Below are 26664 nucleotides of genomic sequence, written 5' to 3' on the forward strand. Positions count from 1 at the left end.
AGGTCAACGTCGCATGGACCGCTTTGAATTGATCAGCCCGTTCCGGCCGGAAGGGGATCAACCGGAGGCGATTCGTGAACTGGTCGAGGGCTTGCGGGAAGGCCGCCGGCACCAGGTGCTGCTGGGCGTGACGGGTTCCGGAAAGACATTTACCATCGCGAACGTCATCGCGCGGGTCAACCGGCCGGCGCTGGTGCTCGCCCACAACAAGATCCTCGCGGCGCAACTTTACGGCGAGTTCAAATCGCTGTTTCCGAACAATGCCGTCGAGTATTTCGTCAGTTACTACGACTATTACCAGCCGGAAGCGTACATTCCCTCGACCGACACGTACATCGAAAAGGATTCGTCCATCAACGACGAAATAGACAAGATGCGGCACTCGGCCACGCGGTCGCTGCTGAGCCGGCGGGATTGCCTGATTGTGGCGAGCGTGTCGTGCATTTACGGCATCGGATCACCGGAGTTGTACCGGCAGTTGCGCGTCGAGATCGAACGCGGCGCGGAACTCCCGCGCGAAAAACTCATCGCGGGCCTTGTCGCGATGCAGTACACGCGCAACGATGTGGATTTCCACCGCGGGACATTTCGTGTGCGGGGCGACATCGTGGACATTTTCCCGATGTATGAGGCGGATATCGCCGTGCGGGTGGAATTCTTCGGCGACCAGGTGGACCACCTCGTGGAAATTGATCCACTGCGCGGGGTGGCCGTGCGCAAGCCGCGCATGGTCACGATTTACCCTGGCACGCATTACGCCACGACCGCCGACATCATGGAACGCGCGCTGCGCACCATCCGCGCTGAACTGGACGAGCGCCTCGCGGAACTGAAGGGGGCGAACCGTCTGCTCGAAGCGCAGCGCCTCGATCAGCGCACCCGCTACGACCTCGAAATGATGAAGGAAATCGGCTATTGCAGCGGCATCGAAAACTATTCGCGCCATCTCGACGGGCGGCGTCCCGGCGAGCCGCCCTACACCCTGCTCGATTATTTTCCGGATGACGCAATCATCATCATTGATGAAAGCCACATGTCCATTCCGCAACTCAACGGCATGTATCGCGGCGACCGTTCGCGCAAGGACAAACTCGTCGAATACGGATTCCGGCTGCCGTCGGCGGTGGACAACCGGCCGCTGACCTTTGCCGAATTCGAAGCGCGCGTCAACCAGTGCATCTACGTCAGCGCGACGCCCGCCGAATACGAACTCCGTAAAAGCGAGGGCGTTGTCGTCGAACAAGTCGTGCGACCCACGGGCCTGACCGATCCCGAAGTCGAAGTCCGGCCCGCCGCGACCCAAGTGGACGATCTGCTCGACGAAATCCGGCGATGCGCGAAACGGGGCGAGCGCGTGCTGGTCACGACTCTGACCAAGCGCATGGCTGAAGACCTGACGGACTATTATTCGGACCTCGGTGTGCGCGTGCGCTACATGCACTCCGACGTGGAGACGCTCGAACGAATCGAACTCGTGCGCGCTTTGCGAAAAGGCGACTATGACGTGCTCGTGGGCATCAATCTGTTGCGCGAGGGACTCGACATTCCGGAAGTGGCGCTCGTTGCGATTCTCGATGCCGACAAGGAAGGCTATCTGCGGTCCGAAACGAGCCTCGTGCAGACCTGTGGACGCGCCGCGCGGCATCTGGGCGGGCGCGTGATCATGTATGCGGACAAAATAACCGGTTCGATGGATCGCGCGCTGCGTGAGATGAACCGCCGCCGGAAAAAACAGATCCAGTACAATAAAAAACACAAGATCACGCCGCGATCCATCCAGAAGGCCATCCCGGACCTGCTGGCGAACATCTGTGAGCGCGACTATGTCACCGTGCGAATAGCGGCGGAAGACGACGACGCCTACATTCCCACCCACGATCTGGCCAAAACGATTGGCAAACTCCGCCATCAAATGCGCGAAGCCGCCGCAAAAATGGAATTCGAGAAGGCCGCCGAATACCGCGACCGCATCCGTGCGCTCGAACAGCGTCAGATTGAGGAAATGTAAAACCCCGCGCCGAAAATGGGGGCGCGGGGTTTGCAGCCCTCGCTCAAGTCCAGGGCACTCACCCAATGTGTCGAAAGGCGGAATCCGTTATTTCGCCTTCTTGCATTTTTGGTCGTTCTTTTCGGGCGGACAGCATTTTGCGTCCTTGCCGTCGCAACACTTTTTGCCGTCTTTGGCGGGGCAACAGTCCTTTGCGTCCTTGGCGTCGCAGGCCGCCTTGCCGTCCTTCGCGCATGCAGCCGCGCCAGCCTTGGCGTCCTTGTCGCCCGGACAGTTGCCGCACGAGGCAAACGCGCTCAGGCTCATGAACATCGCCACGATTACAACAACGATCACCGCCCATTGAATTTGTTTCATGTGTTCGCTCCTTCGCTTGAACCACGCATCGTGGTGTTTTTTCCCATGCTCTTCACTCATTTGGCGCTGTCGGAAAGAAGCAAGTACGGCTCCATAATGCCTCCGTTTCCAACAACGTCTTGACTGGTAAACAGTGGCGACTTGAAAAACATTCCTGTCGATCATCCGGGGAAGAGCGGGCAGACCCGGTTTTGGGTTTCCGTGCCCCGATTGAGGTTAGCCCTGTCGGGGTCTGGACCCGCCTTGCCGGTAGAAACGGAAATGATTGGCTAATTTCATGGACGAGATAGCCCCAAATGCATTTTGCTTGCCGGGCGTAGTCCACTCCGTCCAGTCAGATCAGGTGAATAACTACAGATCGAACGGCAACGCCGAATTCCGAATCAGCACAGGCATTGTTGGCCCAACCATATTGGAATTCGGCGTTATGTTTCGACGGCGCATAGAATTTTATACGATCTCCGCCCGCCTGGAAGGATAAGACCGGACGGGCGGGTAGCCCGGGCATGCTTCACGCGCCGCCGGCTTCCGAGTGGGCAATCCGCTCATTGGCGGCCCGCAAGCGCGCGCTGAGCGTAATCACGATATTTTCGAGAATGCGCAGGGCGGCCTCTTTGCCGAGGACGTTGTGGATGATGTCGTTGCTCAACACCAGCGCGCTGGTCGTATCGGCGGCCGTGGCGGTGGCGCTGCGCGTCTGATCGCCGCCCAACGCCATTTCCCCGAACATATCGCCCTTGTCGAGCAGGGCCAGCACACGGCCGTTATCGCGAATCTCGACCTTGCCGCTCAGGATGACGTACAACTCGGCGCCTGCGTCGCCTTTGCGAAAGATGACTTCGCCGGTCTCGAATTCACGCGTGACGCCCTTGGCGAAAATCTTCGCGACATCCGCGGCGGCCAGGCCGTGAAACAGGTCCATCCGGCGCGCCAGCACGGCATACGTGTCGTACATGCTGTCCTGCATGACCGACAACATCTCGCGGATAATCAGCGATGAATCCATGTTGGTGGATGACATCGCCGGCGCGGCGGGGGCGGTGGCCGCAACGGGCGCGACGGGCGCCGGGGAAGGCGGTCTATTCATTGAAACGGCGGGCGCTTGGCCAAAAAGCGTGTCCAACAGCATGTCGCTGTCCATCAGCGGCTTGGCTTCAACGGGCGTCGGCGTCGGCGGCGCCGTTGTGGTTTCCCGCAGAGACGGAGATGGAGGCTGAAGGGGTACAGGTTCCGGCTTGGACTCCGGTTCAGCCGCCGGTTCGAGCGCCGGCGGCGGCTCCGGTTCGGATATCGCGGGCGGTTTTTCAGTCTTGGCTTTCGGCGACAACAGGCCAAGGCTGGTCATCGAAAGAGAAGACGATTTCCGGGCTTCCGGGTTGAACAATTTTTGGGACACGGTCTGGTAATGATTGTACGCGCACAAAATGGGCTTGATGCGCAAATCGGGGCACGCCTTCCGTACCGCTTCGAGGGCCTTGGCGTCGAGCGGATTGACCATGGCGACCGTCAGGTTGCGTCCCAGCCGGTCTATGGGCAGCACGCAATATTTCTCGCAGATATCCTTCGGCACCAGTTTCAACAAGTTCTCGTCAATGAGATAGTCCAGCAGGCTCAGATGCGGAATGCGGCAATGCTTGGCGAGAAACGAGGTGAGCGAATCGTCCCCGATGCACTGCATGTCCACAAGAATCTGGCCCAAGAAACCGCCCTCCCGCGCCTGTTTTTCCTTGGCTTTTTGCAGTTGTTCCTCGGAGATGGTGCCCGTTTCGAGCAACAGGTCCTCGAGGGTTTTCGTAGGCGGGGAAGGTTGCGAGGGGATGGCCGGAGACGGCGCGGTCGCAGCCGCCGGCGGCGGCATGGCCCGGCTTTCCGGCATGACGGGCTTCCGTTCCGGCTCATGCGTTTCTTTTTTTTCGCGGCCCCATCCGAGCATCGGGCGTATCCTGAACCCGTGTTGCGTGTCGCATTCATCTTACCACTGCATGCACGATGTATCAAGCCGATCGTGAATTCGCATTATTTGACAGTGCTCGCGGCTATCCACTAAAATTATCATACTTCATGTGCTAATCCTTTTCGAGTTGGCCGGATGGAGACGCTATGAAAAAAGTGGTTTGTCCGCATTGCCGGGCCGAGCAGACATTTCATCCCAATCCCCCGCGCGACATGGCCGTCGTCATGGGATGTCCCGAATGCCAGGAACTCATGGTGCTGTTTCATGGGAAGGTCATTGCCGTCAACCGGCAAATTCTGATTTCCGGAACCCGGGAAGAACGGAAGGCGCATCTGGCCGATATCGTGGAGCCGTTTCTCGAGGAGTTCCTCAAATCGGGGTTCTTGGGAATCAGCCATCCTTTGTCCATGGGAACCGAAGATTTGACGGACGTTCCGCCGCCTGAATTCGCGCCCGACCATCCCGCCACGGATCGTCCGATTACCCAAAAAGAGTTTGAGCGTTTTCTCAAGATAGACCTCAAGTGCATTGACAATCCCACCTATTTTCACCGTCACTTTGATTGACGCGGCGAGTTTTTCGCCATGCCCCGCTGGTTGAGCCGCCTGATTCCGTTTTTCGACCGCGCGCCGCGTCCGTTGGGCCGGCAGGGGGAAGATTTGGCGGCCCGATGGCTTCGCGGGGCCGGATACGCGATATTGGGCCGCAATGTGCATATCGGGCGGTACGAAGTGGATATCATCGCGCGCGACGGCGACACGACGGTCTTCGTCGAGGTGAAAACGCGAAGAAGCGATGCGCTGGCCCCGCCGGAGCAGAACGTCGGCCCGATCAAGCGGCGGAAACTGGCCTCCGCGGCGCGGCGGTATGCCGCCCGGGAGAACAATCCCGGCATGTATTATCGCTTCGACATCGTTTCGGTGGTCATTCCTGAAACGGGGCGACCCCGGATTACGCTGTTCAAGGACGCCTTCGGCGCGCAGTGAACCTGCCCGGCGTCAATAGGCGATGCGCAACACCTGCCCGGCCTCGACGTTCGCAAGGGCCTTGTGGGATCCATCCGGCCATTGGACGTCAATTGCGTCAACGATTGCAGCGGCGCCCAGTCCAAAGTAAAGACGGTAATGTCCCTGCGAGTTTTCCGAACCCTCGTGTTCCCCCACGTCCTGCGTCTGGCGCAAAGCGCCGGCATGGACGGTGACTCGGGCGCCGATGGCCGGACGGTTGCCGTCCGGGCCCGTGAGATCGATCTCGATCCACCGATTGTCCGAGAGGGTGTTTCTTAACAGCACAAGTTGGCAAACATAGGGATCGGGAACCACGCCCGGCGGTTCCACGCGATCCCCCGTCAAGCGCACCGCGGCCAGCAGGTCCCGCGTGCCGTTGTTGTCCATGTCGAACCATGAAATCCATGCGCGGTCGGGCGGCGTCGGGGTATCGCGAAAGAGGCCGGCCAGCAATCCCGCAGCCTCGAAACGCCCGGGCCGGATTTGGCGGTACAGATCCCCGGGGAGGACGGCAAGGTCCTGCAACCCATCGTTGTCGTAATCGCACCAAGCCGCGGCCATGCCCCGTTCGGGCAATCCCAAGGCGGCCATGTCGGCCCGCTCGAACGTCCGTCCGCCCTTGTTGGTCAACAGCATCAGGGCCGGCTCGGGCCGTAGAAAGACGCATAGAAGATCGGCCATGCCGTCGCGGTTGTAATCGGACGCCAGAATTTCATAGGGCGCCCCGGCGGTTGTTGCGATGGGGGTTCGCGCCATGCGGGGCGAGGAGGGATCACCGCCCCAGAAAATGACGAGATGATCGTCCATGCCGGCGGCAAGATCCGCGCGCCCGTCATGGTCCAGGTCGCGCCAACAGAAGCCCCCGTGCGGCAGATTGTCCACGCCGAACGCGCCCGCCCGTTCCTCGAACAGCGGCGGCGTCATCTGCCTGCGCACATACAATGCGCTCCGGGCGCCCCGCGCGCCCGTGTAAAACAGATCCAGCAAGCCGTCGCCGTTGGCGTCCACCCAGCAGGATTTGCGGTTCGGGCAGCCGTTTTTCCGGATGCCGGAAGACGCGATGACGTCGTCGAACCGGCTATCCGCGGCCAGCAGCAGCCGGTCCTGCAGTTCGGCGATGCGCGCATCGAGGCCGGGATCCGACAGCATCGCGCCGCGCCCGATGAACACGTCGGGGCGTCCGTCGGCGTTGATGTCCGCCCATGCCATGCTGTGCGGGTCTTGAAAGAAGACATCGAACCGGCGCGACGGCGGCGGAACGCGTTCCGGCCCCATGAACACTTGGTCGAGCGGGACGGATTCGTCCAGCGTGATCGTCATGGGATCGATGAGATGCGGCTCGGGCCTGAAGCGGATCAACCCGTTTTCGCCGCAGGAAAACGAAATCGTGCGGGAAACGATGCCCGACGATTCGAGACGACGGTCCACATGGACTTCCGCGTCCCGGACTTCCGTCAGGTTTTCGCGGCAGATGGTCCGCACCGAACCGCGCATCGGCGCGAGTCCGGCGGCGTTGTGCGACTGAATGCAGACATAACGCTTTTCGACATAGAGGTAGAGTCCGGGCTTGTCCATGACGGGCGGCGTTTCGCATGCGCCGAATCCGGGAATGTCCGGGGTCAAGTCAAGGCCCATCTTCGTCCGCGCCTGCTGAAAGCCGCCGCGCCCGTCGCCGGCGACAAGATTCGGCGGCGAGAAACAGTTCGTGGTGAAGATGTCCAGATTGCCGTCGCCGTTGAAATCCGCGACGCCGAGGTCGTGCAGCATGAATGCGCGGAAACCCGGCTCGTGCGGCACAAACACAGGCGATTCGGCTGCGGCCGCAACGCCTCCCAGCACAATCGCAAACGCTTGCAATATCCTGTCGCGTGAAATCAAGACCGGCGCCTTTCCCTGACACGATTGGCCGAACGCGGGCGCTGCAAACGACCGGTTACCGCCCGCGATCATGTCCGTTCATTGTGCCACGCCCCGTGTAACGTGTCAACGGACATCCGGATCATATAGAATAATTCGCTGTTTTATGAAAAGAGGAAATGGAAGCGGTGAAACGAGCGATTGAAAAATCCCGATCCGCAGCGCATTCCCGCCGGGGTCTTCTGAACCGCCGGACGTTCTGTCTCTCTGCCTTGGGCGCGGCGGGACTGGCGATCGGCGGCGCCGGATGCCGTGAAAAAAAACAGGGGCCGCCCAACGTGATCCTGATTGTCCTCGACACGGTGCGCGCGGACCACTTGGGCTGTTGGGGTTACAAGCGGCGCACGTCGCCCCGCGTGGACGCGTTCGCGCAAGTCTCCACGGCCTATCGCCACGCCTATGCGACCGCCCCATGGACGCTTCCGTCGCACGCCACCCTGTTCACGGGGCGGCATACGTTTCAGCACGGCATTGACGCCAGCCTTCGCACGAACGCCAACGGCGAAATCGAAGTCGTCGAGCCGCCCGTGCCGGATTCGGAAGTCATGCTGGCCGAAACGCTGCGCGAGGCCGGATACGTCACGGCCGCCTTTACCGCAAACACCGCCTACATGAGCATGCGCTGGAATTTCACGCAGGGATTCAATGTGTACGACGTCCAGCGGAGGCCCGGCGTCGAAATGGTCGAACCGGTTGCCGCATGGCTGCGCGCCCGGAAAAACGGGCCGTTTTTCCTGTTCGTGAATGTCATGGACGCCCATTTCCGGTACAACACGAAGCCGTGTCCGGGCGCGTTCGACGAACCAGTCCCGCAGGATACCGGCCTGATCAACAAACTCCTCGAAGCCGTCCTGCCGGGTGAAAAACCGGCCGACGAACAACTCGTGCGGGACGTCACCGCGCAATACGACATGGGGATCGCCAACGCGGATTATGCCATGGGGCTGATGATTGACGAATTCAAAAAACAGGGGGTCTACGACAATTCCCTCCTTATTGTCACATCGGATCACGGCGAATTTCTCGGCGAACACCTCCTGGCTCAACATTCCAAGGATTTGTACGAGGAGGTCCTGCACGTGCCGTTGCTCGTCAAAGCGCCCGGGCAGCGCCAAGGCCGGTGGAGCGACAAGCCGGTCTCTCTGATCCAGCTTTACGGCACGATGCGGAACGCCGCGGGGATCGGGCAGGCGTCCCGCGCCCCGGATTTGGAGTCGGACGCGCCGCTCCTGGCGGAACTGCGCTATTCGCGGCCATGGGACGTCACAAGCCCCGTCTGGGGCAGGCGATTCAAGCGCATACGCACGGCCTACTACGAATTTCCATGGAAAATCATTCATTCTTCCGACGACCGGCACGAGATGTATCACGTCCTGGAGGATCCGGCGGAGGCGAACAACCGAATGGCCGATTCGCCCGATCGGGCAAGGGACATGCTCGCGCGCCTCGCCGCCATCAAGCCCCTGTCGGCGGCTTCCGGTTCCGGCCCGCCCGCCGGCCCGCTGGCCCCCGAACTGGCCGAACAGGACAAGGAAGCCCTCCGCGCCAACGGTTATCTGTGAGGGTGCGCCCCGAATGTTCGTGCTTGGGACGCCCCGGCGCCTCCCCTTGACTCGCGGACAGCCTGTTCCGTTTTTCGCGGCCAAGGGATTTTTTGATGCGGTCCGTGATGCGTGGCGCGCCTTTCGCTTCCGCGCCGCGTGCTTGTTATTATGGCAACCGGATTGCACTGAGGAGAAGAAAAATGCCGTTGCCGGGATATGTTGACTACAAGCGCCGCGAATACTGCAAGGACATGCAATGTCCGGTCCAGTCGCTGCTGGACCGGCAGGAGCCGGGATCCGGCGGCCATGACATGGTGCGCGACATTTGCGTCCATCACTGCATTCACACGACCTACGAGTTTCATCATTGGCTGATTGAAAAGGGCTATTGCATCGTGCGGCCGGAAGGATGACGATCATGCGCGTCGCAATGTATTACAACAACCACGACATTCGGATCGAGGAGATGCCGGTTCCGAAAATCGGCGCGGGCGAATTGCTCGTCAAGGTGATTGCAAGCGGCATCTGCGGCAGCGACGTCCTCGAATGGTACCGCGTCAAGAAAGCGCCGAAAGTGCTCGGCCACGAAATCACGGGCGAAATCGTTGAAACGGGCGCGGGCGTGACGCGCTTCAAGGCCGGCGACCGCGTGTTCGTGTCGCACCATGTGCCGTGCAACACGTGCTGGTATTGTTTACACGGCAACCACACGGTGTGCGAAACGCTGCACACGACGAATTTCGATCCGGGCGGGTTCGCCGAATACCTGCGCGCGCCGCAAATCAACGTGGACCGGGGCACGTTCCTCCTGCCCGAAGAGGTGTCCTTCGAGGAGGGCGCATTCATCGAGCCGCTGGCATGTGTTGTCCGCGGACAACGCCTCGCGCGGTTCCGCCCCGGTCAGACGGTCGCGGTCATGGGCGCGGGCATTTCGGGCATGCTGCACATCATGCTTGCGCGCGCGATGGGCGCCGGGCGCCTCATCGCCACGGACATCAGCGCGTATCGCCTTGACCGGGCGCGGAGCTTCGGCGCGGACGTGGCGATTGACGCGCGGGAGGATGTGCCGGCCCGCGTGCGCGGCGCGAACGGCGGACGCCTGGCCGATCTCGTGATTGTCTGCACGGGGGCCATGGTCGCGTTCAGGCAGGCGTTGCGGTCCGTGGACCGCGGCGGGACGGTCCTCTGTTTCGCGACGAGCGATCCGGGCGTCGAACTGCCCATCCCCATCAACGATTTCTGGCGCAACGGCATTACCGTCATGCCTAGTTACGCCAACAGTCCCTACGATGCCGAAGTTGCGATCCAACTGTTGCGCGCAAGACGTTTACCCGTCGCGGATATGATTACGCACCGGATCGGCCTCGCGGAGACAGGCATGGGATTCCAACTCGTCGCCGCCGGCGGCGATTCGCTCAAAGTCATCGTCGAGCCGCAGCGCTAAAGGAACGGAAGCATGGGAAACAAGCCGTTTTCGTTGTCCGTCAAGGCGCTGGTCCGCGACGCAAACGGTCGCTGCCTGCTGTTGAGACGTTCCGCGGCCAGCCAGGGCAACGCGGGCAAGTGGGACCTTCCCGGCGGCAAGTTGGATCCGGGCGAATCCGTGGACCGGGCCTTGTGCCGCGAAGTGGCCGAAGAAACGGGGCTTGCCGTTTCCGTCGAACGGGTCGTGGGCGCCGCCCAATCGGAACTGCCGGATCGCATCATTGCCTATCTGGTCATGGAGGCTCGGGCGGGATCCGGTCCGGTCCGACTGAGCGCCGAACACGACGATTTTACGTGGGCCGATGTCCGCGAGTTGGCCCGAATGGATCTCGCGCCGCCGTTTCTGGCGTTTGCCAGGACCTACGGCCGCGCGCGGGAGGAATGAACCCCGCATTTCCGATGCTTCCGCGCTTTTCCGCGATCAATCATCCGGCGAATAACGATGGTCGAAGGGATCGTCGCCGGGCGTTTTGGAATGGCAGACGGGGCACGCGTCAATCTTTCCCGCATGACCCTGCACGGCGATGGCTTGGATGTTGTCCTCGGTTTTCACGGTGGGCGTAATCGCGTGCGGGCTTCCGTGGCAGGCCGCGCAGTGAACCCCGTGATGGCCTTTGGAATTGCGGTAGAGTGTGTTGGGCTGTTCGTATTCCACGCCGATCCGCGGATACAGCGGGTGGCAGTCGTCGCAGCGCGGCTCGGTCTGCCATGGCACGCGGTCCGGATCGGCCACATCGGTCATGCCGCCGTGGCACGTCACGCACGTGAAGCCGAGGCTGTAATGCACGTCGCGCAAGCATTGTGTGCGGACGCCGGGGTGGCAGGCGTAACAATCCACTTCGAGACCCGCCATGAACATGCGCGGCGCATGGGCGGCGTGCATGGCGCTCGAAAGGTTTGGACGTCCCGCGATGCCGGGCATGCCGAGCGCCGGTTGCGCGTGGCACGCGCCGCACGTGACCGGCTTGTGCTTTTCGAGAGTGGTTCCGTGCAGGCGGTCGTGCGAACGGAGAATCATCGTGCCCGTCGAAACGCCGCTCGTGCCCCGGTGACAGAGATCGCAACTGATTTCCCACGAGACCGGCGCGACGGCCTGCGTCTGCACGAGCGGCTGGCCGCCGAACGTGACAGTCACGACCGCCAGCGGATACGGGTTTTCCGATCCGTCGTCGTCGAGCGGCGTGATGGGGATGCCGGTCACGGCCCAGTCGGTGCGACCGAACGGTTTCTGCGAGACCATCAGGCCGGACAATTTGTTGCCGGTCAGGCCGGTGTCGGGCGCAAGGGGCGACGTGAGGCCGAACAGGGTTTTCGCGTATTCCCAGAAGTTCGTCTTGCCCACGGACGTCGTATTCGAGGGGAACGTGTAACTGACGGCGATGCCGCTCTGGACGATATGCGGCTCCTCGCCGCTGCGATCGATTACCTGCGCATGCAGTGTGTTGTAGGGCGGCAGGATCATGAAGTCGGAGAAATCCTGGTTCATGCAGTGCATACCGAGATCGTTGTAGGCGAGCACGACCATGCCCGCGGAAGCGAGTTGCCGGGTGTACGTGCCGGACGCGGAGGCGGGCGTGTCCGCTGAAACGGCAACCGTTTGGCTGACGGGCTTGATCCAGGCCGCGACCACATTGAACGAGACGGTGTGATCGCCCACTGGAATGCCGGAAACGGATTCGCCGCCGGCATGCCATGTCCCGGCGTCCACGCGCCATTGCGCGCCGGCCTCGCGGGCGGCCTGCGGTTCGATGGTCACGGTGAGCGAGCCGGTCTGGACCAACGCCGTGTATGTTACGTCCAACGTGGTTGTTTGCGTGGCGACGATGTCCACGGTCCGGTCGGCGGGCTTGGTCCAATCCTGCACTTCCCGGAACGAAACCAGATGCGAACCGACGCTCAGCCCGGCGACCGTCGCGCCGCCGTCCTGCCACGCGCCGCCGTCCACTTGCCATTGCGCGCCGGCTGTTCGTGCGCTTTCGGGGGAAATCGTCACGATCAGCGAACCCGTCTCCGCCGCCGACACATATGCGCCGGTAAAGGTCAGCGTCTGGTTCGCCACGACGTTGACGGACATGTTGGCCGGCTTTACCCATCCCGCGACATCGCTGAAAGAAAGGGTATGCGATCCGGCCGCCAGACCGGCCAGCACCGCGCCGCTGTCTTGCCAGCCGCCGCCGTCCACGCGCCATTGCGCGCCCAGATCGCGCGCGGCCTGCGGTTCGATGACCACGGTCACGCCACCGGTCTGCGCGACCGCCGTGTAGGCGCCGGTGACGGACGTGGTCTGACTCGCCAAGATGTTGACATTCTGCTCGCCGGGGCGCGTCCAGCCCGCGATGTCCTTGAACGACACCGCGTGCGCGCCGACGGACAGGCCCGTCAATGTGACCCCGCTATTCTGCCACGCCCCGCCGTCCACGGCCCATTGCGCGCCCGCTGAAACCGCCAGGTCCGGCTGGAGAACGACCGTCAGCGAACCGGTCTCGGCCACGAGCGTGTACGTGCCCATGGCGTTGGTGACAAGGCTCGCGGCAATCTGGACGGTCTGATTGCCGGGCGCGATCCATCCGGCGACCGCCTTGAACGACACGACGTGCGCGCCGACGGACAACCCGGTCAGCGTCGCGCCGCTGTTTTGCCACGCGCCGCCGTCCACGCGCCATTGCGCGCCCGCCGCCCGCGCCCCTTCCGGCGCAATCGAGACCGCGAGCGATCCGGTTTCCGCGAGCAGCGAATAAATCCCTTCGAACTGCACGGTTTGTCCCCCGACAACGGTCACGGCCGTATTGCCCGGAGCCTGCCAACCGGCGATGCTCATAAACGACAAGGTATGAACACCCGCCGACAGCCCGGTCAGTGTCGCGCCGCTGTCCTGCCACGCGCCGCCGTCCACCTGCCATTGCGCGCCCGCCGCCCGCGCGCCGGCGGGCTGAATCGTAACCATCAGCGCCCCCGTGCCCGTTGCCGGCGGCGGACATCCCGCCACCGCCATGCAAACGAAGACCATTGCGAATACAAGCATTGCCTGTTTCATGTCGGATCCTCTCCGCGGACTGTTATATGCGTCCCGATCATCGCAATCATTCTATGCCTGTCCGGGAATTGCATCAACCTGCCGAAAACGGCTTATCGAAACGGCGCGGGGCGGCTATTGCGAGGGGGACGCCGGATGTCGCTGCTGCCGTCTTGCCACGCGGCGGGCCAATTCGCGCAACCGGGGTTCCGCGTGGCGGAAAAACATCTTGTAGGCCGGGCACAACGGGCTGGGCGACGATACGCCCTGGCCCGCCATCCGGTCCTTGATGCAGCCGCCGTTGCAGAGGCCGCGCCACGGACACCCCGCGCACGCGGGCACGTTGTGCTTGAGTTTCGCGAATCGCTTGTGCGTTTCGCATCGCATGAACCATTCGAGGGGATGCTCCATGACGTTGCCGAGGCGCCATTCCTCGCGCACAAAAAAATCGCACGGGTACACGTCGCCGTTGTGTTCGATGACGAGGTAATGGTTGCATCTGCGGCCGTAGGTGCACAGGCCGGCGGGATGATTGATGCACGCCGCGATCAGCGCCTCGAAATCGCGAATGGACACGCGCTCGACGCCTTCCCTGATCCAGTAGTCGAACACGTCGCACAAAAACGCGCCGTAGGCTTCCGGCGTAACGTTCAGGGGCTGGCCCGGCTCGACGCACGGAATGAATTGCAGGTGGCGGAATCCCTGCTGGACGAACCACCGGGCAAGGTCCGCGCCCATGCCTGCGTTGTCGCGATGGATCACGCAGAGGATGTTGTACAGGACCTCGTGTTTGTCCATCAGGCGCGCCGCATCCATCACGAGTTCCCATGCGCTGCGTCCGCCCGGCGCGCGGCGGTGCAAGTCGTGGATTTCCTTCGGGCCGTCCAAACTCAGTCCAATCAAAAAACGGTATTGATGCAGGAAACGGCACCATTCATCGTCGAGCAGCACGCCGTTGGTTTGCAGCGTGTTTCCGACGGACTGCCCCCCTTTTCCAAGCCGTTGTTCGCAGGCCACCACCCGCCGGAAAAAATCGAGGCCCGCCAACGTCGGCTCGCCGCCCTGCCAGGCGAAGACCGTCTGTGGAAACCGGTGTTCAAGCAAACCGCCCGTGATGGTTTCCAGAATGTCGTCCGGCATCCGTTTCGGCGTTTCGCCGGGATATAGGTGGGCCGTGGGCAGATAGAAACAATACGCGCAACGCAGATTGCAATCCGCGCCCACCGGCTTGATCAAGAGTTGAAACGGTTTGTCCACGGTTTTTCCATTTGACACAGCAACCGAAAACGGCACTATATCAGTCCCTTGCCGTGTATTCTAGCGCCTTGCGAGGAAAGCGTGTTTTTCCAACCAGTCCCTGGCGTCGGCGTCACCGGCCTTGGCGGCCTTGTAGAACCACTCTATGGCGGCATCCACATCCTTGGCCACGCCGTTGCCGTAAAAATAACATATACCCAACTGGCGTTGGGCGCGGACGTATCCTTGTTCGGTAGCCTTGGCGAGATACTGCGCCGCCCGGACCGGATCCTTGGCGGTTTCATCTGCCTTGGCATAATACTGGCCGAGTTTGAACTGGGCCGGCGCGAAGCCGGCATCGGCCGCACGGTGAAACCAGCCAAGGGCCTCCGTGCTGTCTTTTGCCACGCCATCTCCGGCGGCGTACAACAGACCAAGCCGGAATTGCGCAAGCGGATCTCCGAAATCCGCCCCTTGGCGAAGCCATTTGACCGCTTCGGCCCTGTCTCGTGAGGCGTGGTTGCCGGAAAGATGAATCTCGGCGATTCGCAAACAGGCTTTTCCATTGCCCATGGCCGCCGCTTTGCGGAGCAAAGCGAATGCTTCCGAAAATCCGTCCCTATCGTCGCTTTTTACAAGTAAATCGGCCAGATTGACATAGGCTTCCGCGAGAGGCGCGCGGGCTTTGTCCAGGCCGTTTTCGACGGCCTGTTCGTACCATCTGACGGTTTCCGCCTGGTTTTGCGGCACGCCGTCGCCTTTGGCATGGCATTCGGCGAGGAAAAACTGGGATTCGGCGTCGCCGAGATGGGCCATTGCCATGTGGCATTGAAACCTGTCGTGTTGGGTATCGGGACGATCCGAATACCATTCAATGGCTTTGCGATACCACTTCAGCGCGTCCGAACGGTTACGAACAACCCCTTCGCTATGGGCATACCATTGCGCAAGACGTTGTGCGGCTTTTGCATTTCCATCTTCCGCGGTTTTACGGAGTAGATCCACGCCCTCTTTACCGGGCAGGATTTCCGGCCCTTCCGCAATGCAGCACTGGACGAGGAGCGTCCCGGCTTCGGGCAATCCCCCGTCCCGCGCCGCGCGAAGCCATTGGACCGCTTCCGCCGTATTGTACTCGGTTCCGTTGCCGAGCAGGCAGCACTCGGCCAGGCGATATTGCGCGCGCGCCAGCCCGGCTTTCGCGGCCCTGCGATACAAACGCATGGCCATATCCATATCGCATTCGACGCCGAAACCCGCCGCGAATCGTGTGGCCATGTCGCACAGCGCCAGTGGTTCACCCTGGTACGCGGCCATTCTGCACCACCGCTCTGCCTCGTCGGGATCGCGGGAAACAATCGCTCCCACTCCATGGCATCTGCTCAACAGCCATTGTGCTTCGGGCCAGCCCCTTTCAGCCGCCCGCCGCCAATTCTCGAATCGTGTTTCGTCCGTGCGTCTGATAAAAGCGTCAATGGATTCATCGGAGGCGGCGCCATGACGGCATAGGGCGATGTCGGCATCAATGGTCGCGCGAAGTTTTTCAATCGTTTCACGCGATTCGCCCGCCGGCGAAGGAGTATTCGCCTCGACAGAGGTCTGTTCGCCGCACGCGGGGCAAAACAGCCAATCCGCATCAATTCTGTTGTGGCATGATCGGCATTTCATGGATTGAAATCCTGATGGGCCGCCACGGTGTCATACAAACATTTTCCAACTCACGCGGGTAGGCGCCAGAAACCCAATTCCTCTTCGTGCTCATGCTCGTACTCGTACTCGTAATCGTAATCGCTCTCGAACCCCCGTGGTTTTCGCGCTCGATCAATCCCGAAACTTCGATTGGTTACGCAAATGGCCCACGACGTTCTTGTTTTTTTGGAAACCAGATTTAAGAAACGAAAAAAGATCATTGCTCTACAAAACTTGAGAGTACTGTGTTCTCGGAGTCGTAAAGGTCTCGGAATGTAACGCCGATTTGGAAATCAGCTTGCAGAAACACGACATGCCGATTTGGAAATCGGCGCTACAAAGCGGCTATTTTCAATTTCAATACAAGAGCTCGTTGCCTGATCCGACATGAAATCGGCCGGAAATGCCTATCTTCGTGGAAATTTTCATTCTTTTGCCTCAAGAACTCGGTACTCTCAAGCGCAAGACGTCATGTTTTACCTCGTTATCCCGTTCGTCTTTTCGATATCGGCGTGTATCGGTGTCATCCGCGGAAAATCACACGATCCACCGATGGCGCCGATATACGCGGATGGAAAACAGGGCACGGATGTTCGGGCCAGGCGATTCCAAACCTAAATTCTCATGTCAGAACTGTCCAAAATAAGTCTGATCGGAAAATTTCTTCTGAAAAAAGATCTTCTCGCGGCTTGGTTCGTTGAGCACTGTTTTGGAGGCCCATGATCCTCTGTATCCGTTCCGAACGAGCGAATGCCGCGATCAGCGAACCATGCCGGTTTTTGATTTTCGTCCGGCGTTCAGGAAACGGTGTCCCGCCATGACCATGAACAGGCCCAGCGTTAGAAGGATTTCGTGCAGGGCGTTCTGGAAGGAGGTCCATGCGTCCATGGCGCCATTGCCCGCGCAGCCCATGCCGCCTTCCCAGCCGCCGGTGAGGTCGTCCGAGATGCGCATGTAGCCGATATCGGCCAAGGCGCCGATGTCCACGGCCGACCATTCGCGGCGGACTGCCCCCAGGGGCGTAACGGCCTCCATCACGGCTCCGCCTTCGATCCGGCCGGGCGCCCAATGGCTCAGGCTTTCCCCGGCCCGGAAGCGCGAGGGCGCGTGAACGGGCGGTTTGGCGCCTTTGCCGTACAGGCGGAACGCGCGGGGGCCATTGAACCACAAATCGCCGCCCGTGAGGTCGTCGGCCCGTCCCTGAAACGCGGGCGCGCGTCCGGCAAGCAGCGCCGAGCCGTCGCCCCGAACCAGATGGCGATCCCAAGTCGTGTACACGTTCGGCGCGATAATGCTGTCGCCCGTTTCGCCGACAAGAGACACGAAGCCCAACCCATGCGTCATGACGCGCAGCAGCAGCGAGGCAAAATCTTCCTGGAGCGGACCGGGCGCATGAGTCGAAAAATTGTAGATGTTTCCGAAATCCACCATGAGGAACATGTCGGGCACGCCGGGCGACTGCTTTGCCCAGTGGCGCAACCGGTACAAGGCGGCCCCTTCCTGAAAACCCGCCGCCGCCGTGTAGTATGTGCCCGCGTAGGCGCTGAAACCGCCGCCGTCCATCTCTGAACGTTTCACGAGAACGTCGAGCGTTCCCCATTCATTGAGCGTCTCGCCGATGTAGATCAACACTTCGCGAAGACGGGCGCGAGCCGCCGCGGAAAACGGCGCATCGTCCGCGAAACCGACGTGGCTGTTTTCGCGGATGTCGGTGAAATACAGGTTGAATACGAGACGGCGTCCAACCACCTGTTCGTCGGGGCTGCCATAGGGCCAAGCCTTCTGTGCGTCCGTCTCAATTTTTTCGATGACGCCCGCTTCCGGCGCCACGGCGAACACCTCCGCGGCAAAGGCGGTTCCGAATGCCGGCATAATCGCCGCCAGGGATATCGCGCAAAATGAAAATGCCAACCCCCTGTTGAAAAAAGAACTGCTTTTCATGGCCCTTCTCCTCGGTTCAACTAAATTACTGTTCCTAATTATACCACACAGGAGATGAAGATGTAGGGATAGGATATAAAGTACGCAGACGACGCGAAGAACGGCGTCCAAAGAGCGGCCGTCCCTTCAAAATCCTTATATGTCCTGTAATATCGCGCCTTGGATGCTGCTCTTCCGGCGGAATCGAAGGCCACGGTCATCCGCTTATGCGGGCGGAGGCGCGGGTTGCGGCAGGGCGCCCGCGGGGGACATTTCCCGGACGGCAATCTGGCCTTTGCGCGCGTGGTCAAGCGATTGCAGGAGCACGCGGGCGGCTTCCTGCGGCGCATGGAACCCGGAGGAATTTTCCGCTTCGACGAAATCGAGCAGGAACTGGGCCTTGCGTTGGCAATCGCGGGGTATGGCGAGTTGATCGTCGCTCGCCCCCGATTCCTTTGCCTTTTTAATGTCGCCGATGAGGGCGACCAGCGCATCCATCGCGGTATCGCGCATTTGCATCGTGCGTTCCTGAATGGTCTCCGCGCGCGCGCGCATCTCCTCCTCCGGAAAGCGGTGGCAGGTCTGGCAGGCGTTGTTGACGTTGAGCAGGGGGCTTCGCACGTGGTGATCGCTGATCTTGAGCGCGCCCACGCGCTTGTAGGGCATGTGGCAATCGGCGCAGGCCACGCCCGATCGCGCGTGAACGCCCTGGTTCCACATCTCGAATTCGGGATGCTGCGCCTTGAGGGCCGGCGCGCCGGTCTCCGCATGTTCCCAGTCCTTGAATCCCGCCTCGTCGTAGTAGGCGAGGATTTCGTCGGCCTTGAGTCCCTTGAACCACGGAAAGACCAGGCGTTTTTCCGGCCCCTTGAAATAGTATTCGACGTGGCACTGCCCGCAGATGAAACTCCGCATTTCCTGCCGCGTCGCCATCGTGTTGACGTCGTAATTCGCGATGCCCTCCGCCGCCTTGGCCGCACGGATGCCCTCGATGAAGGCGGGCCGCGTCACGCGCAACTGCATCGTCGAGGCGTCGTGGCAGTCAATGCACGCGATCGGATGCGAGAAGAATCCCTTGGCCTCCGAATAGGGCATCGCGTTGACTTTGTCGAATCCCTGCATGATGTCGCCGCCGCCGAGTTTCTTGAAGGGAACATAGACCGAGGCGTGGCAGTTGATGCAGGTGCCGGGCTGCTTCACGACGACCTGCCGCTCGGTGTACACCTGATCCTCGAGCATGTAGGCGTGGCCGCGCTCTTCCCGGAAATCCTTTGCAAACGCGTATCCGGCCCACATGGTCTTCAGGCGCGGGTCCTCCTCGATTTTGGACTGCGCCACGACGGACCGCGGATCCGCGCCGGTTGGCGTGCGCGGCATGGCCTCGCTGCCGCCGAATCGCGTGCGGACCATGTCCACCGTCCGCAGGTATGCATCGTACTGCTGCGGGAAATTTTTCCCCCAGATTGCCGGGTCTTCGGTGTCGTCCGTCAGTTCGACCACGCGGTAAAACGGATTGCGCGCCTCTTCCTTGTGCTCATATATCGAAACGAGCAGCGCGGAAATGCCCAGCGTCGCCAGCGCGGACAGGACCGCCGCGACGACCGCGGCGGCCGCCATCCAGCGGATAATCGTCAACATGCCGGTCGCGGGTCGGGATGAATGATGGTTGGTCATGTTGTTCGTCTCCTCAATGCGGATGCCCGGCGTTGCGATGGCAATTCGTGCAGGACAACTCGGAGCCATGGGCGGGCGTCCGGTCGATCGCCTGAACGATGTCGGCATGGCAACGGCGGCATGCTTCCTCGGTAATCGCGTGATTGCGCGGGGTAATCTGAATGGGTTCGTGAAAACCGCCCAAGGTGAAGGCCACCGAATGGTTGTGGCCGTTGATCGCCTTGGTCAGGTATTTGCCAAAAAAATCGTGCGGGGTGTGGCAATCGTTGCAGACGGCTGCCTTGTGGTGGCTCGACTTGAGCCAGCCGTCGTAATAGGACTGCATGACATGGCAGTTTGCGCACGCCGCCGGATCGTTCGTCAGGTACGACGCGCCTCGCGCATACCAGAAAGTATATGCGCCCACGCCGCCGGGTACACCCGCCGCGCAACCCAGTGCGGCGGCCACGATAGCCCATACCCGCAAACCCATCCGGTCATGCTCCTCCTTCTCTCCGCGGCGAAACAATACGAACTTCTCAAAGGAAAATTCAACCTGTTGTCCCATACCGCCATCTGCGCCTAATAACAGGTTCCGGATCGCCAACGTGCCGGAAAGCCGGCAAGGATGCCGCTTGTGGGTAGACGACCGTCTGCGCATTTGGGCAGGTCGTTTTTGATCGAACGAAGCGATGGAAATGCGGCTAGAAGCCGCCTCTACCGTAGACGCGGCATCCTTGCCGCGTTCTTTGCGAACGGCCGATGGGCATGATGGACGCCATGGACCCCTGATGGTGTATCCGTGGGGTCCATGACATCCACCGTGCCATCGCGTGATCGGGTCATGAGGGAGTGCGCGGAAGTCAGTGGTGATGCCCGCCCTCGTGAAGGTGGCTCAGTTCGTGAACGAGGAAACCGCCCTTGTTCACCGGGAAGGCCGCGCCGTGCGGGGACACGTATCGAAGGTAGTCCACGTGACCGTCCATGTAAAGCACGTTGCAGCCGCCCGGCACATGGTTGAAATGCGATGCTTCGTCGCCGGAGATCTCGTCCCACATGATCGCGAGCGCCGATTGCGCCTGGGCCGAGGCGGCCGGATTGTTGATGTCCGTGACGAGAAAACGTTCAATGCCTTCGCGCAACCGGTAAATTTTATTGCCGTTGGCGTTTCCCGTGCCTTCCGGGACAGGCCACTCGCTTTCCGTCGCCGCGACGGCGCCCGCTGGGTTGTCGTGGGTGTCGAGCAGGGCATAAAGCGACTCGATGTTTTCGTCGAGATCCGTGATGAACGTGTTTCCCGTGACGGGATTGATCTCGGCCCGCGTCATGCGGTCCTCGATGGCCCAGCCCAAATAGACATAGGGATGTTCGTATACCTCGCACGGCTCGACTTTTCCGTTGTTCTTGTACATGTTCGTGGCGGATTCAAACGCTTCCAGCGCCAGCGACGAGAGCGTGCCCCCCTCGTCCCACACTTTGACCGGATCCGTGCCGGACGGCCCGCTCGGGCACAGCAGCACGTTCCAGTCCGTCAGGTATTCCGGATAGACCGCTTCGGCCCGGAAAATGGTTGCGCCGGGCACGACGTCTCCCGTACAGGACAGCGCCTTCATGGGGGGGTATTGTTGTCCCTGCGATTCGTTCGCATACATTTTGAAAATCAACCCGCACTGCTTGAGGTTGTTGGCGCAACTCGCGCGCCGCGCCGATTCGCGCGCCCGTGCAAGCGCCGGCAGCAGGATGGCGGCCAAAATGCCGATGATCGCTATCACGACCAGCAATTCGATAAGGGTAAAACCAGAGCGTCTCATGATGAAAAATTCCTTATTGGCGTCCGATTCGACCTCCCTCTTGCATCGGCGCATTTTTCAATCGCCGCGGAATGGGCAAAGGATAGCGCCATGCACAAGGATCTACCGGACAGCCGGGTTTCAGGTCCGTTACAAAGAATGCGCCCGCGCCGCGTTCGCAAGGGACGCGCGCCATGGGCAAAGACAAGGGATGGAAACCGGAATCAGGACAACGGCGGGCCGCGCAAACACAATGGACCGCGCGGAGCGGGTGCGGCGACCGGTTCATACGCCCAATTAGGAGCCGGCGCGACGGGCATGACGGTTTGAACGGCGGAAGCGGCGGCGGGCAACAGGGGCGTGGTCAACAAAACGCACAACGGACAGCCCTTGCCCGCGTCGTGACCCGTGTGGTGATGCAACACCTGATGGAGTCCCGCTCCCGCGTACAGGAAAAGCAGGCCCATCACCACGATTATTGCCATGCGCCGTCGCATGATCGCAATATAGCACCGAAATGCGGGAAAAACAAGGTTCAACCCCCGTCCCGCGAGATTGCCCGGCGGAATGAGGGCGGGGCCTTTCAAACCAAAAGATTGAAATTCCAAGGGCGGATTGTACAGTCTTTCACCGGGAAAGTTGTGGCCGTTGAAGGGAGGATAGGCGCATGATCGGAGCGGCAGTCACGCAGAGCGGCGAAATCGAAAACGGCGGGGGGCTCGGCATCGTGGATCTTCACACACACCCGACGCTGATGTCGTATATGTTCGGCACGAAATTCTGGAAAGCGCATCGTCCTCCGACATGGTGGTGTCCGTGGTCCATGCGGACGGATTTGGCCGCGCTGGCGGCGGGCGGCGTGAAAGTTTTTCTATGTTCGACCTATGTGATCGAACGTGAGTTGTTCAGCGACGTGTGGCCGCTGCGCCTCGTTGCGGCGGCCTATCCGCGCGCAAGGCGCATCGCCACGGCGCCGATGGACGAATTGACGCGGGAATATCTCGATTTTGCGGAGGCCATGATCGAAGAGACACGGCGGCGGCAGGGCGATGTCGTCGAAATCGCGCGCAATTTCGGCGATCTGCAGCGGATCGTGGGCGAAGGCAAGATGTGCATGTTGCACTCCATCGAAGGCGCCCATCATCTCAACGGCCATATCGGGATGGTGGATGAACTGGCCGCGCGCGGTGTGTGCCACATGATTATCCCGCACCTGTATCCGAATCCGTCCGGCGGATGCGTGAATGTCTTTTCAAAATACCGGATCGGCGCGGCCTTCGGCTGTTTCAGCGCGAAATACCAGGATGCGTCCGGCCTGTCGCCGTGGGGGCATGAACTGGTCGAAAAACTGCTCGATGCGGGCATTTTGGCCGATCCGACACATGGCACGCGCCCATTTCGGAAACAGGTCTTCGACATTATCCGCGCCCATCCGAAAAAGCGGCCGTTGATTATGTCCCATGCCTGTATTTCCGGCGATGGCCCGACCGAATTCGGCCCGGATCCGGATGAGATCAAGGCGGTGGCCGACACCGGCGGCGCCATCGGCATCATGATGTTCACGCATCGGGAAGGCCGGCGGCCCAAAACGCTCGGCGTGGACTATGCCATGCACGCGATTGCGCACCTTGTCCGGTATGGCGGCGAGGAAGTCGTCGCCATCGGTTCCGATTTCGACGGCACCTCGGACGTGGCGCGGGACATGCGCTCGCCGCGCGATTACCAGCGTCTGCGCGAAGCCATTCTGCGGAAATACAGCGAGGACCAAGCTGCAAAATTCCTATCGGGAAACGCCGAACGGGTACTGAAAAACGGCTGGGGCAACTGAACAGCGCCGTCAGTCGAGGGATTGCAATTCCGGTGAATTGTTTTTCGGTGCGAATCCTTATTGGAACCGCGACGGATCCAGCGCCTGCACCTGTGCGATCGGCCGAAGCGCCGGATGGTTGGGATCGTTTTTCGCCAAGGCATCCGCGCCGGCCTTCATGGCCGGCCATGCCTTGCCGATCCAGCCCATATCCTTGGCCGCGATCGCATGATTTGCAAGTGCGCGAAGCACGTGCGCCGTCGCGCCGGGATCGTTCACCGCGTCGCGCCACGAGCCGTCGGCTTGCTGCGCAAAGGCGTCGAGCGGCGCGGGAATATCCTTGTCCCAATACACGCGCAACAGGCGTTCCGCCTCGCCGAACAATTCCGCCCGGTCAAGCAAGGCGATCGCATCCGCGGCCTGCGCCGCGGCGTATTGCTCCACCGGCATCGCAAAACAGAAGCCGCCGGCCTGAATGCGGGTCAGCGCGACCCTGAAAAGCGCCTCGCGCTCCGCCGCCGCCGAATCGTCCATCAAATCGTCCCGGCCCTGGCCGAACCAGTCGTCCCAGACATCCACCGCCGCACGGAACAACAGCGCTTCGGTCCACGGAGTCGGCGGGGTGGGCACGGTCCCGCCCGGCGCGGCGAGCAAAAACGTCATTTCCGCGGGGTGCTCCGGCAACAGATTCAGATGGAATTCCACCGGCCCGTCTTCATGGATGCCCTGATCCTTTTCGCCGCCGGCGTCCACAAAGTATTCCGCGGCGTCGTTCAGTTTGCCGCATTTTACGTCCTCCAGATTGGCTGCCGCGCCGGGCGAAAAAACCCATGCGGCATTCAGGATCGGGTTTTTGTCCGATGCGGACGGATGCGGCGCCACCACGGCCCTGATGTACCCGTCGTTGTCCGCATCCACGGCCTCGAATCGCAAGCACCCCGGCACATGACGTCCCCATGCGGCAATGGGGTCAATCTCCTGCGCGGGCGTTCCTTCCACCTCGACAATCAGGGGGCGAATCCCCCCGCTGGCATGGAAACTCTCGCAGAAGCCCAGCACCACCGCGCGCGACCCTCCGGCGGGCACCGCAAACCGGTATTCAATGGGCACGCCCCCCATGCCCGCGCGGATGTTTCTGAATGCGGGATCGCAATCGCCTTGCGGGGTCGCCCATCCGGGGAGGACGGCGACACCGCCCATGCAGCCCCACGCCTTCATTTTGCGATCGAACAAAGGCGCCGACAAAAGGTACAGCACCGGTCGCCCGCCCGCCACGCCGATCCGTTCGCCGACGCCGACCGTGCCCGGAACATTCAACCGCAGTGTTACGGCCTTTTCCTCCGATGCCTCGGCCTTTACCACGAGCACATCCACACCCGCCGGCCAGATCGGCGATCGGTACACACACTGTTTCAGCGTGATCGGCCCCGCGCTGGTCGTGGACAGGACCGCCGGGATGAAGGCGTCCTCATACCGTTGCTCCGTCGAAGATTCGGCGGGCAAGGGATCCAGTTGGACGGAGACCACGCCCCAGTCCTCGTGGATGGAACCGTCGGGCGCCACCCGCGTCGCCGGCATCTCCGGCGTGCCGACAAGCCGTTCCGCCCCGGCGCCGAAGGCGAGGATCATCAGGATTGTGCAGTCAACCGCCAAGGTCAAGCGTGTCATGGGTGCGTCCTTTCCCTCAATCGTTCCCTCGGCAAATTCTCCGCAATCACCGCATCGTTTTCAACAAATTCAGGATAGGCTCGCGGCGAAGCGAAAAAACCAGGGCCAGTTCGACCATGGGCGCGCACCAACATGCGGCGCACCCGCGCGGCATGACGACATGACGGGCCTGTTCCGCGAGGTCCGCCGTGTTGGGCCGCCCGCGCAAAAAGCGGGCGATGTCCGCCTGGTGGCAGGCCAGCAGGGTCCCGTCGGGTTCGATGGAACACGTCAGCAATCCCGCGCTGCACCAAATCGGCGACGGGTCCGGCCAGCGCCGCAGGTGTCGCAATCCCTCGATGCTGTTGCGAATCGGCGCGCCGCGCCGTTTCATTTCGATGAGGCGCGAGATGGTTTCGCGGTACGGTTCGACGGGTGGCGCGAGTGGATTGGGCGCGAGCGACGAATCGAGCCATTGCGTTGCCGGCTGAAACATGATCGTGACGCCGTGTTCCGCGGCGATTTGGACCGCCTCTTCATGTTCGTTGAAATTGTGCGCGGCAAGCACGCATTGCAGCGACACGGCGATGCCGGTTTTCCGGCATGCGTCGATCGCCTCAACCGTCTTGTCGAACGCGCCGCGCCCGCGGACTGCGTCATGGGTCGCGCGGCTGCCGTCAAGGCTCAGATTGACGTGATCCACCCATTGCAGATCCGCGATACGTTGCGGCACGAACCAGCCGTTGGTGCTGAGATAGGTCTGAAAACCCCGCTGGTGCGCATGGCGGAGGATCGTTCCGAGATCCGGGCGCATCAGCGGCTCGCCGCCGCCGAAGGTAATCCAGCGCACGCCCATGGCCCACAGGTCGTCGAGTCCGCGCAGGATCTGGTCCGCCGACCATTCCTCGCGCCGCGCATCGCACGCCCCGCAGTATTTGCACCGCAGATTGCAGCGGAAGGTGAGGTTCCATTCCGCGAACAGAAGCGCGGGGCGCTTTCGTGCGTGAATTGCAAAGCACGCCCGCAGGGCGCGTAGCGCATGCATCCCCGTTCTGGTAAAAGACGCAGGCATCGGTATCCTTGTGCTCCGACCGTTTACGATTGTAACACAACCGATCCGGGTGCATTTCATTGGCTTGGCGGCGCCACCCAGAGAATTGGAATTCCAACGGTTCCGGTCTGCCCTGTTTTCATCAGGCTGCACTTTTGTAACCGTCTATTATTATTTTCTTTGTCCGCAACTTCTGTGCATGGTACACAGAAGTTGCGGACAAAGAAATCATATCCTTGATTGAGGCATTGCAGCTGAGCCGCGTTCGTCTATTCCTTGAGAGCACTGTGTTCTCGGAGTCGTGAAGGTCTCGGAATGTAACGCCGATTTCCAAATCGGCTTGTTGAAACATGACAGGCCGATTTGGAAATCGGCGCTACAAAACGGCCATTTTCAAGTTCAACACAAGATCTTGTTGCCCGATCCGACATGAAATGGCCCGGAAATGCCAATCTTCGTGGAAATTCTTATCCTTGTGCTCAAGAACTCGGTACTCTCAAGGATGAAGAGCACGAAGAGAAATTGGGTTGCGGGTGCTATCCACGTCCGTTAGACAACATAGAGCAGTCGGGGGCGCCAACTACTGTGA

The 26664-nt window shown here is 61.2% G+C and carries 21 protein-coding genes; 8 read left to right on the plus strand and 13 right to left on the minus strand.

Features of this window, described 5'->3' with window-relative positions:
• Positions 1 to 13: 13 nt before the first annotated feature.
• Complete coding sequence (uvrB, locus tag P5540_11460) at positions 14 to 2008, plus strand: excinuclease ABC subunit UvrB (GenBank protein ID HRT65431.1); 1995 nt, start codon at positions 14 to 16, stop codon at positions 2006 to 2008.
• A gap of 87 nt (positions 2009 to 2095) precedes the next feature.
• Here uvrB and P5540_11465 read toward each other — a convergent pair whose 3' ends face one another.
• Together P5540_11465 and P5540_11470 are read right to left on the minus strand one after the other, a co-directional pair.
• Positions 2096 to 2365 (minus strand): hypothetical protein, encoded by a 270-nt coding sequence (locus P5540_11465; GenBank protein ID HRT65432.1) that lies wholly within the window; start codon positions 2363 to 2365, stop codon positions 2096 to 2098.
• Between the two features lie 511 nt (positions 2366 to 2876).
• Entirely contained in the window at positions 2877 to 4298 is a 1422-nt protein-coding gene (locus P5540_11470; protein ID HRT65433.1) for a cyclic nucleotide-binding domain-containing protein, read from the minus strand.
• A 167-nt stretch (positions 4299 to 4465) separates the two neighbouring features.
• Here P5540_11470 and P5540_11475 point away from each other — a divergent pair, with 167 nt between their 5' ends.
• Together P5540_11475 and P5540_11480 are read left to right on the plus strand one after the other, a co-directional pair.
• On the plus strand, positions 4466 to 4885 hold the full coding sequence (locus tag P5540_11475; protein ID HRT65434.1) for a hypothetical protein: 420 nt from the start codon (positions 4466 to 4468) through the stop codon (positions 4883 to 4885).
• 18 nt (positions 4886 to 4903) lie between these two features.
• Positions 4904 to 5305, plus strand: a complete 402-nt coding sequence (locus P5540_11480; GenBank protein ID HRT65435.1) for a YraN family protein — start codon at positions 4904 to 4906, stop codon at positions 5303 to 5305.
• Between the two features lie 12 nt (positions 5306 to 5317).
• Here the strand turns inward: P5540_11480 and P5540_11485 are convergent, their stop codons facing one another.
• Positions 5318 to 7276, minus strand: coding sequence for a CRTAC1 family protein (locus tag P5540_11485; protein ID HRT65436.1), 1959 nt, complete (start codon positions 7274 to 7276; stop codon positions 5318 to 5320).
• A gap of 95 nt (positions 7277 to 7371) precedes the next feature.
• On the opposite strand from P5540_11485, the gene P5540_11490 reads away from it, so the two are divergent.
• The 4 genes from P5540_11490 (at position 7372) to P5540_11505 (ending at position 10657) form a co-directional block, all read left to right on the plus strand.
• Positions 7372 to 8805 carry a sulfatase gene (locus tag P5540_11490; GenBank protein HRT65437.1) on the plus strand — a complete coding sequence of 478 codons (1434 nt, stop codon included), beginning with the start codon at positions 7372 to 7374 and terminating at the stop codon, positions 8803 to 8805.
• Positions 8806 to 8987: 182 nt separating this feature from the next.
• Complete coding sequence (locus tag P5540_11495) at positions 8988 to 9200, plus strand: hypothetical protein (protein HRT65438.1); 213 nt, start codon at positions 8988 to 8990, stop codon at positions 9198 to 9200.
• A 5-nt stretch (positions 9201 to 9205) separates the two neighbouring features.
• Positions 9206 to 10231 carry a zinc-dependent dehydrogenase gene (locus P5540_11500; protein ID HRT65439.1) on the plus strand — a complete coding sequence of 342 codons (1026 nt, stop codon included), beginning with the start codon at positions 9206 to 9208 and terminating at the stop codon, positions 10229 to 10231.
• Between the two features lie 12 nt (positions 10232 to 10243).
• Positions 10244 to 10657 (plus strand): NUDIX domain-containing protein, encoded by a 414-nt coding sequence (locus tag P5540_11505; GenBank protein HRT65440.1) that lies wholly within the window; start codon positions 10244 to 10246, stop codon positions 10655 to 10657.
• A gap of 36 nt (positions 10658 to 10693) precedes the next feature.
• Here the strand turns inward: P5540_11505 and P5540_11510 are convergent, their stop codons facing one another.
• The 8 genes from P5540_11510 to P5540_11545 all read right to left on the minus strand — a co-directional run bounded on the left by P5540_11510 (position 10694) and on the right by P5540_11545 (position 22055).
• Positions 10694 to 13306, minus strand: a complete 2613-nt coding sequence (locus tag P5540_11510) for a hypothetical protein (protein HRT65441.1) — start codon at positions 13304 to 13306, stop codon at positions 10694 to 10696.
• A gap of 114 nt (positions 13307 to 13420) precedes the next feature.
• A complete protein-coding gene (locus P5540_11515; protein ID HRT65442.1) occupies positions 13421 to 14542 on the minus strand; it encodes an anaerobic sulfatase maturase in 1122 nt (373 codons plus the stop codon).
• 60 nt (positions 14543 to 14602) lie between these two features.
• Positions 14603 to 16186, minus strand: coding sequence for a tetratricopeptide repeat protein (locus P5540_11520; GenBank protein HRT65443.1), 1584 nt, complete (start codon positions 16184 to 16186; stop codon positions 14603 to 14605).
• Positions 16187 to 16966: 780 nt separating this feature from the next.
• Complete coding sequence (locus P5540_11525) at positions 16967 to 18148, minus strand: hypothetical protein (GenBank protein ID HRT65444.1); 1182 nt, start codon at positions 18146 to 18148, stop codon at positions 16967 to 16969.
• Between the two features lie 204 nt (positions 18149 to 18352).
• Positions 18353 to 19765, minus strand: a complete 1413-nt coding sequence (locus P5540_11530) for an ammonia-forming cytochrome c nitrite reductase subunit c552 (protein HRT65445.1) — start codon at positions 19763 to 19765, stop codon at positions 18353 to 18355.
• Between the two features lie 49 nt (positions 19766 to 19814).
• Positions 19815 to 20273, minus strand: coding sequence for a cytochrome c nitrite reductase small subunit (gene nrfH / locus P5540_11535; protein ID HRT65446.1), 459 nt, complete (start codon positions 20271 to 20273; stop codon positions 19815 to 19817).
• Between the two features lie 370 nt (positions 20274 to 20643).
• Positions 20644 to 21591, minus strand: coding sequence for a DUF1559 domain-containing protein (locus P5540_11540; protein ID HRT65447.1), 948 nt, complete (start codon positions 21589 to 21591; stop codon positions 20644 to 20646).
• A 203-nt stretch (positions 21592 to 21794) separates the two neighbouring features.
• Positions 21795 to 22055: a hypothetical protein gene (locus P5540_11545; GenBank protein HRT65448.1), complete on the minus strand. Its 261-nt coding sequence runs from the start codon at positions 22053 to 22055 to the stop codon at positions 21795 to 21797.
• Positions 22056 to 22237: 182 nt separating this feature from the next.
• On the opposite strand from P5540_11545, the gene P5540_11550 reads away from it, so the two are divergent.
• Positions 22238 to 23398 carry a membrane dipeptidase gene (locus tag P5540_11550; protein ID HRT65449.1) on the plus strand — a complete coding sequence of 387 codons (1161 nt, stop codon included), beginning with the start codon at positions 22238 to 22240 and terminating at the stop codon, positions 23396 to 23398.
• Between the two features lie 57 nt (positions 23399 to 23455).
• On the opposite strand, the gene P5540_11555 is transcribed toward P5540_11550, so the two are convergent.
• Positions 23456 to 25045: a hypothetical protein gene (locus tag P5540_11555; GenBank protein HRT65450.1), complete on the minus strand. Its 1590-nt coding sequence runs from the start codon at positions 25043 to 25045 to the stop codon at positions 23456 to 23458.
• 46 nt (positions 25046 to 25091) lie between these two features.
• Positions 25092 to 26069 (minus strand): radical SAM protein, encoded by a 978-nt coding sequence (locus tag P5540_11560; GenBank protein ID HRT65451.1) that lies wholly within the window; start codon positions 26067 to 26069, stop codon positions 25092 to 25094.
• Positions 26070 to 26664 lie beyond the last annotated feature (595 nt).

Source organism: Candidatus Hydrogenedentota bacterium, from assembly GCA_035450225.1.
Taxonomy (GTDB): domain Bacteria; phylum Hydrogenedentota; class Hydrogenedentia; order Hydrogenedentales; family SLHB01; genus DSVR01.

Coding starts and splice junctions, on each gene's coding strand:
- P5540_11485 (HRT65436.1), bottom strand. CDS start 7,276: ATGATCGCGGGCGGTAACCGGTCGTTTGCAGCGCCCGCGTTCGGCCAA.
- nrfH (HRT65446.1), bottom strand. CDS start 20,273: ATGGGTTTGCGGGTATGGGCTATCGTGGCCGCCGCACTGGGTTGCGCG.
- P5540_11475 (HRT65434.1), top strand. CDS start 4,466: ATGAAAAAAGTGGTTTGTCCGCATTGCCGGGCCGAGCAGACATTTCAT.
- P5540_11525 (HRT65444.1), bottom strand. CDS start 18,148: ATGAAAAGCAGTTCTTTTTTCAACAGGGGGTTGGCATTTTCATTTTGC.
- P5540_11470 (HRT65433.1), bottom strand. CDS start 4,298: ATGCTCGGATGGGGCCGCGAAAAAAAAGAAACGCATGAGCCGGAACGG.
- P5540_11465 (HRT65432.1), bottom strand. CDS start 2,365: ATGAAACAAATTCAATGGGCGGTGATCGTTGTTGTAATCGTGGCGATG.
- P5540_11520 (HRT65443.1), bottom strand. CDS start 16,186: ATGAAATGCCGATCATGCCACAACAGAATTGATGCGGATTGGCTGTTT.
- P5540_11550 (HRT65449.1), top strand. CDS start 22,238: ATGATCGGAGCGGCAGTCACGCAGAGCGGCGAAATCGAAAACGGCGGG.
- P5540_11530 (HRT65445.1), bottom strand. CDS start 19,765: ATGTTGACGATTATCCGCTGGATGGCGGCCGCCGCGGTCGTCGCGGCG.
- P5540_11505 (HRT65440.1), top strand. CDS start 10,244: ATGGGAAACAAGCCGTTTTCGTTGTCCGTCAAGGCGCTGGTCCGCGAC.
- P5540_11500 (HRT65439.1), top strand. CDS start 9,206: ATGCGCGTCGCAATGTATTACAACAACCACGACATTCGGATCGAGGAG.
- P5540_11560 (HRT65451.1), bottom strand. CDS start 26,069: ATGCATGCGCTACGCGCCCTGCGGGCGTGCTTTGCAATTCACGCACGA.
- P5540_11495 (HRT65438.1), top strand. CDS start 8,988: ATGCCGTTGCCGGGATATGTTGACTACAAGCGCCGCGAATACTGCAAG.
- P5540_11540 (HRT65447.1), bottom strand. CDS start 21,591: ATGAGACGCTCTGGTTTTACCCTTATCGAATTGCTGGTCGTGATAGCG.
- P5540_11510 (HRT65441.1), bottom strand. CDS start 13,306: ATGAAACAGGCAATGCTTGTATTCGCAATGGTCTTCGTTTGCATGGCG.
- P5540_11545 (HRT65448.1), bottom strand. CDS start 22,055: ATGGCAATAATCGTGGTGATGGGCCTGCTTTTCCTGTACGCGGGAGCG.
- P5540_11480 (HRT65435.1), top strand. CDS start 4,904: ATGCCCCGCTGGTTGAGCCGCCTGATTCCGTTTTTCGACCGCGCGCCG.
- uvrB (HRT65431.1), top strand. CDS start 14: ATGGACCGCTTTGAATTGATCAGCCCGTTCCGGCCGGAAGGGGATCAA.
- P5540_11555 (HRT65450.1), bottom strand. CDS start 25,045: ATGACACGCTTGACCTTGGCGGTTGACTGCACAATCCTGATGATCCTC.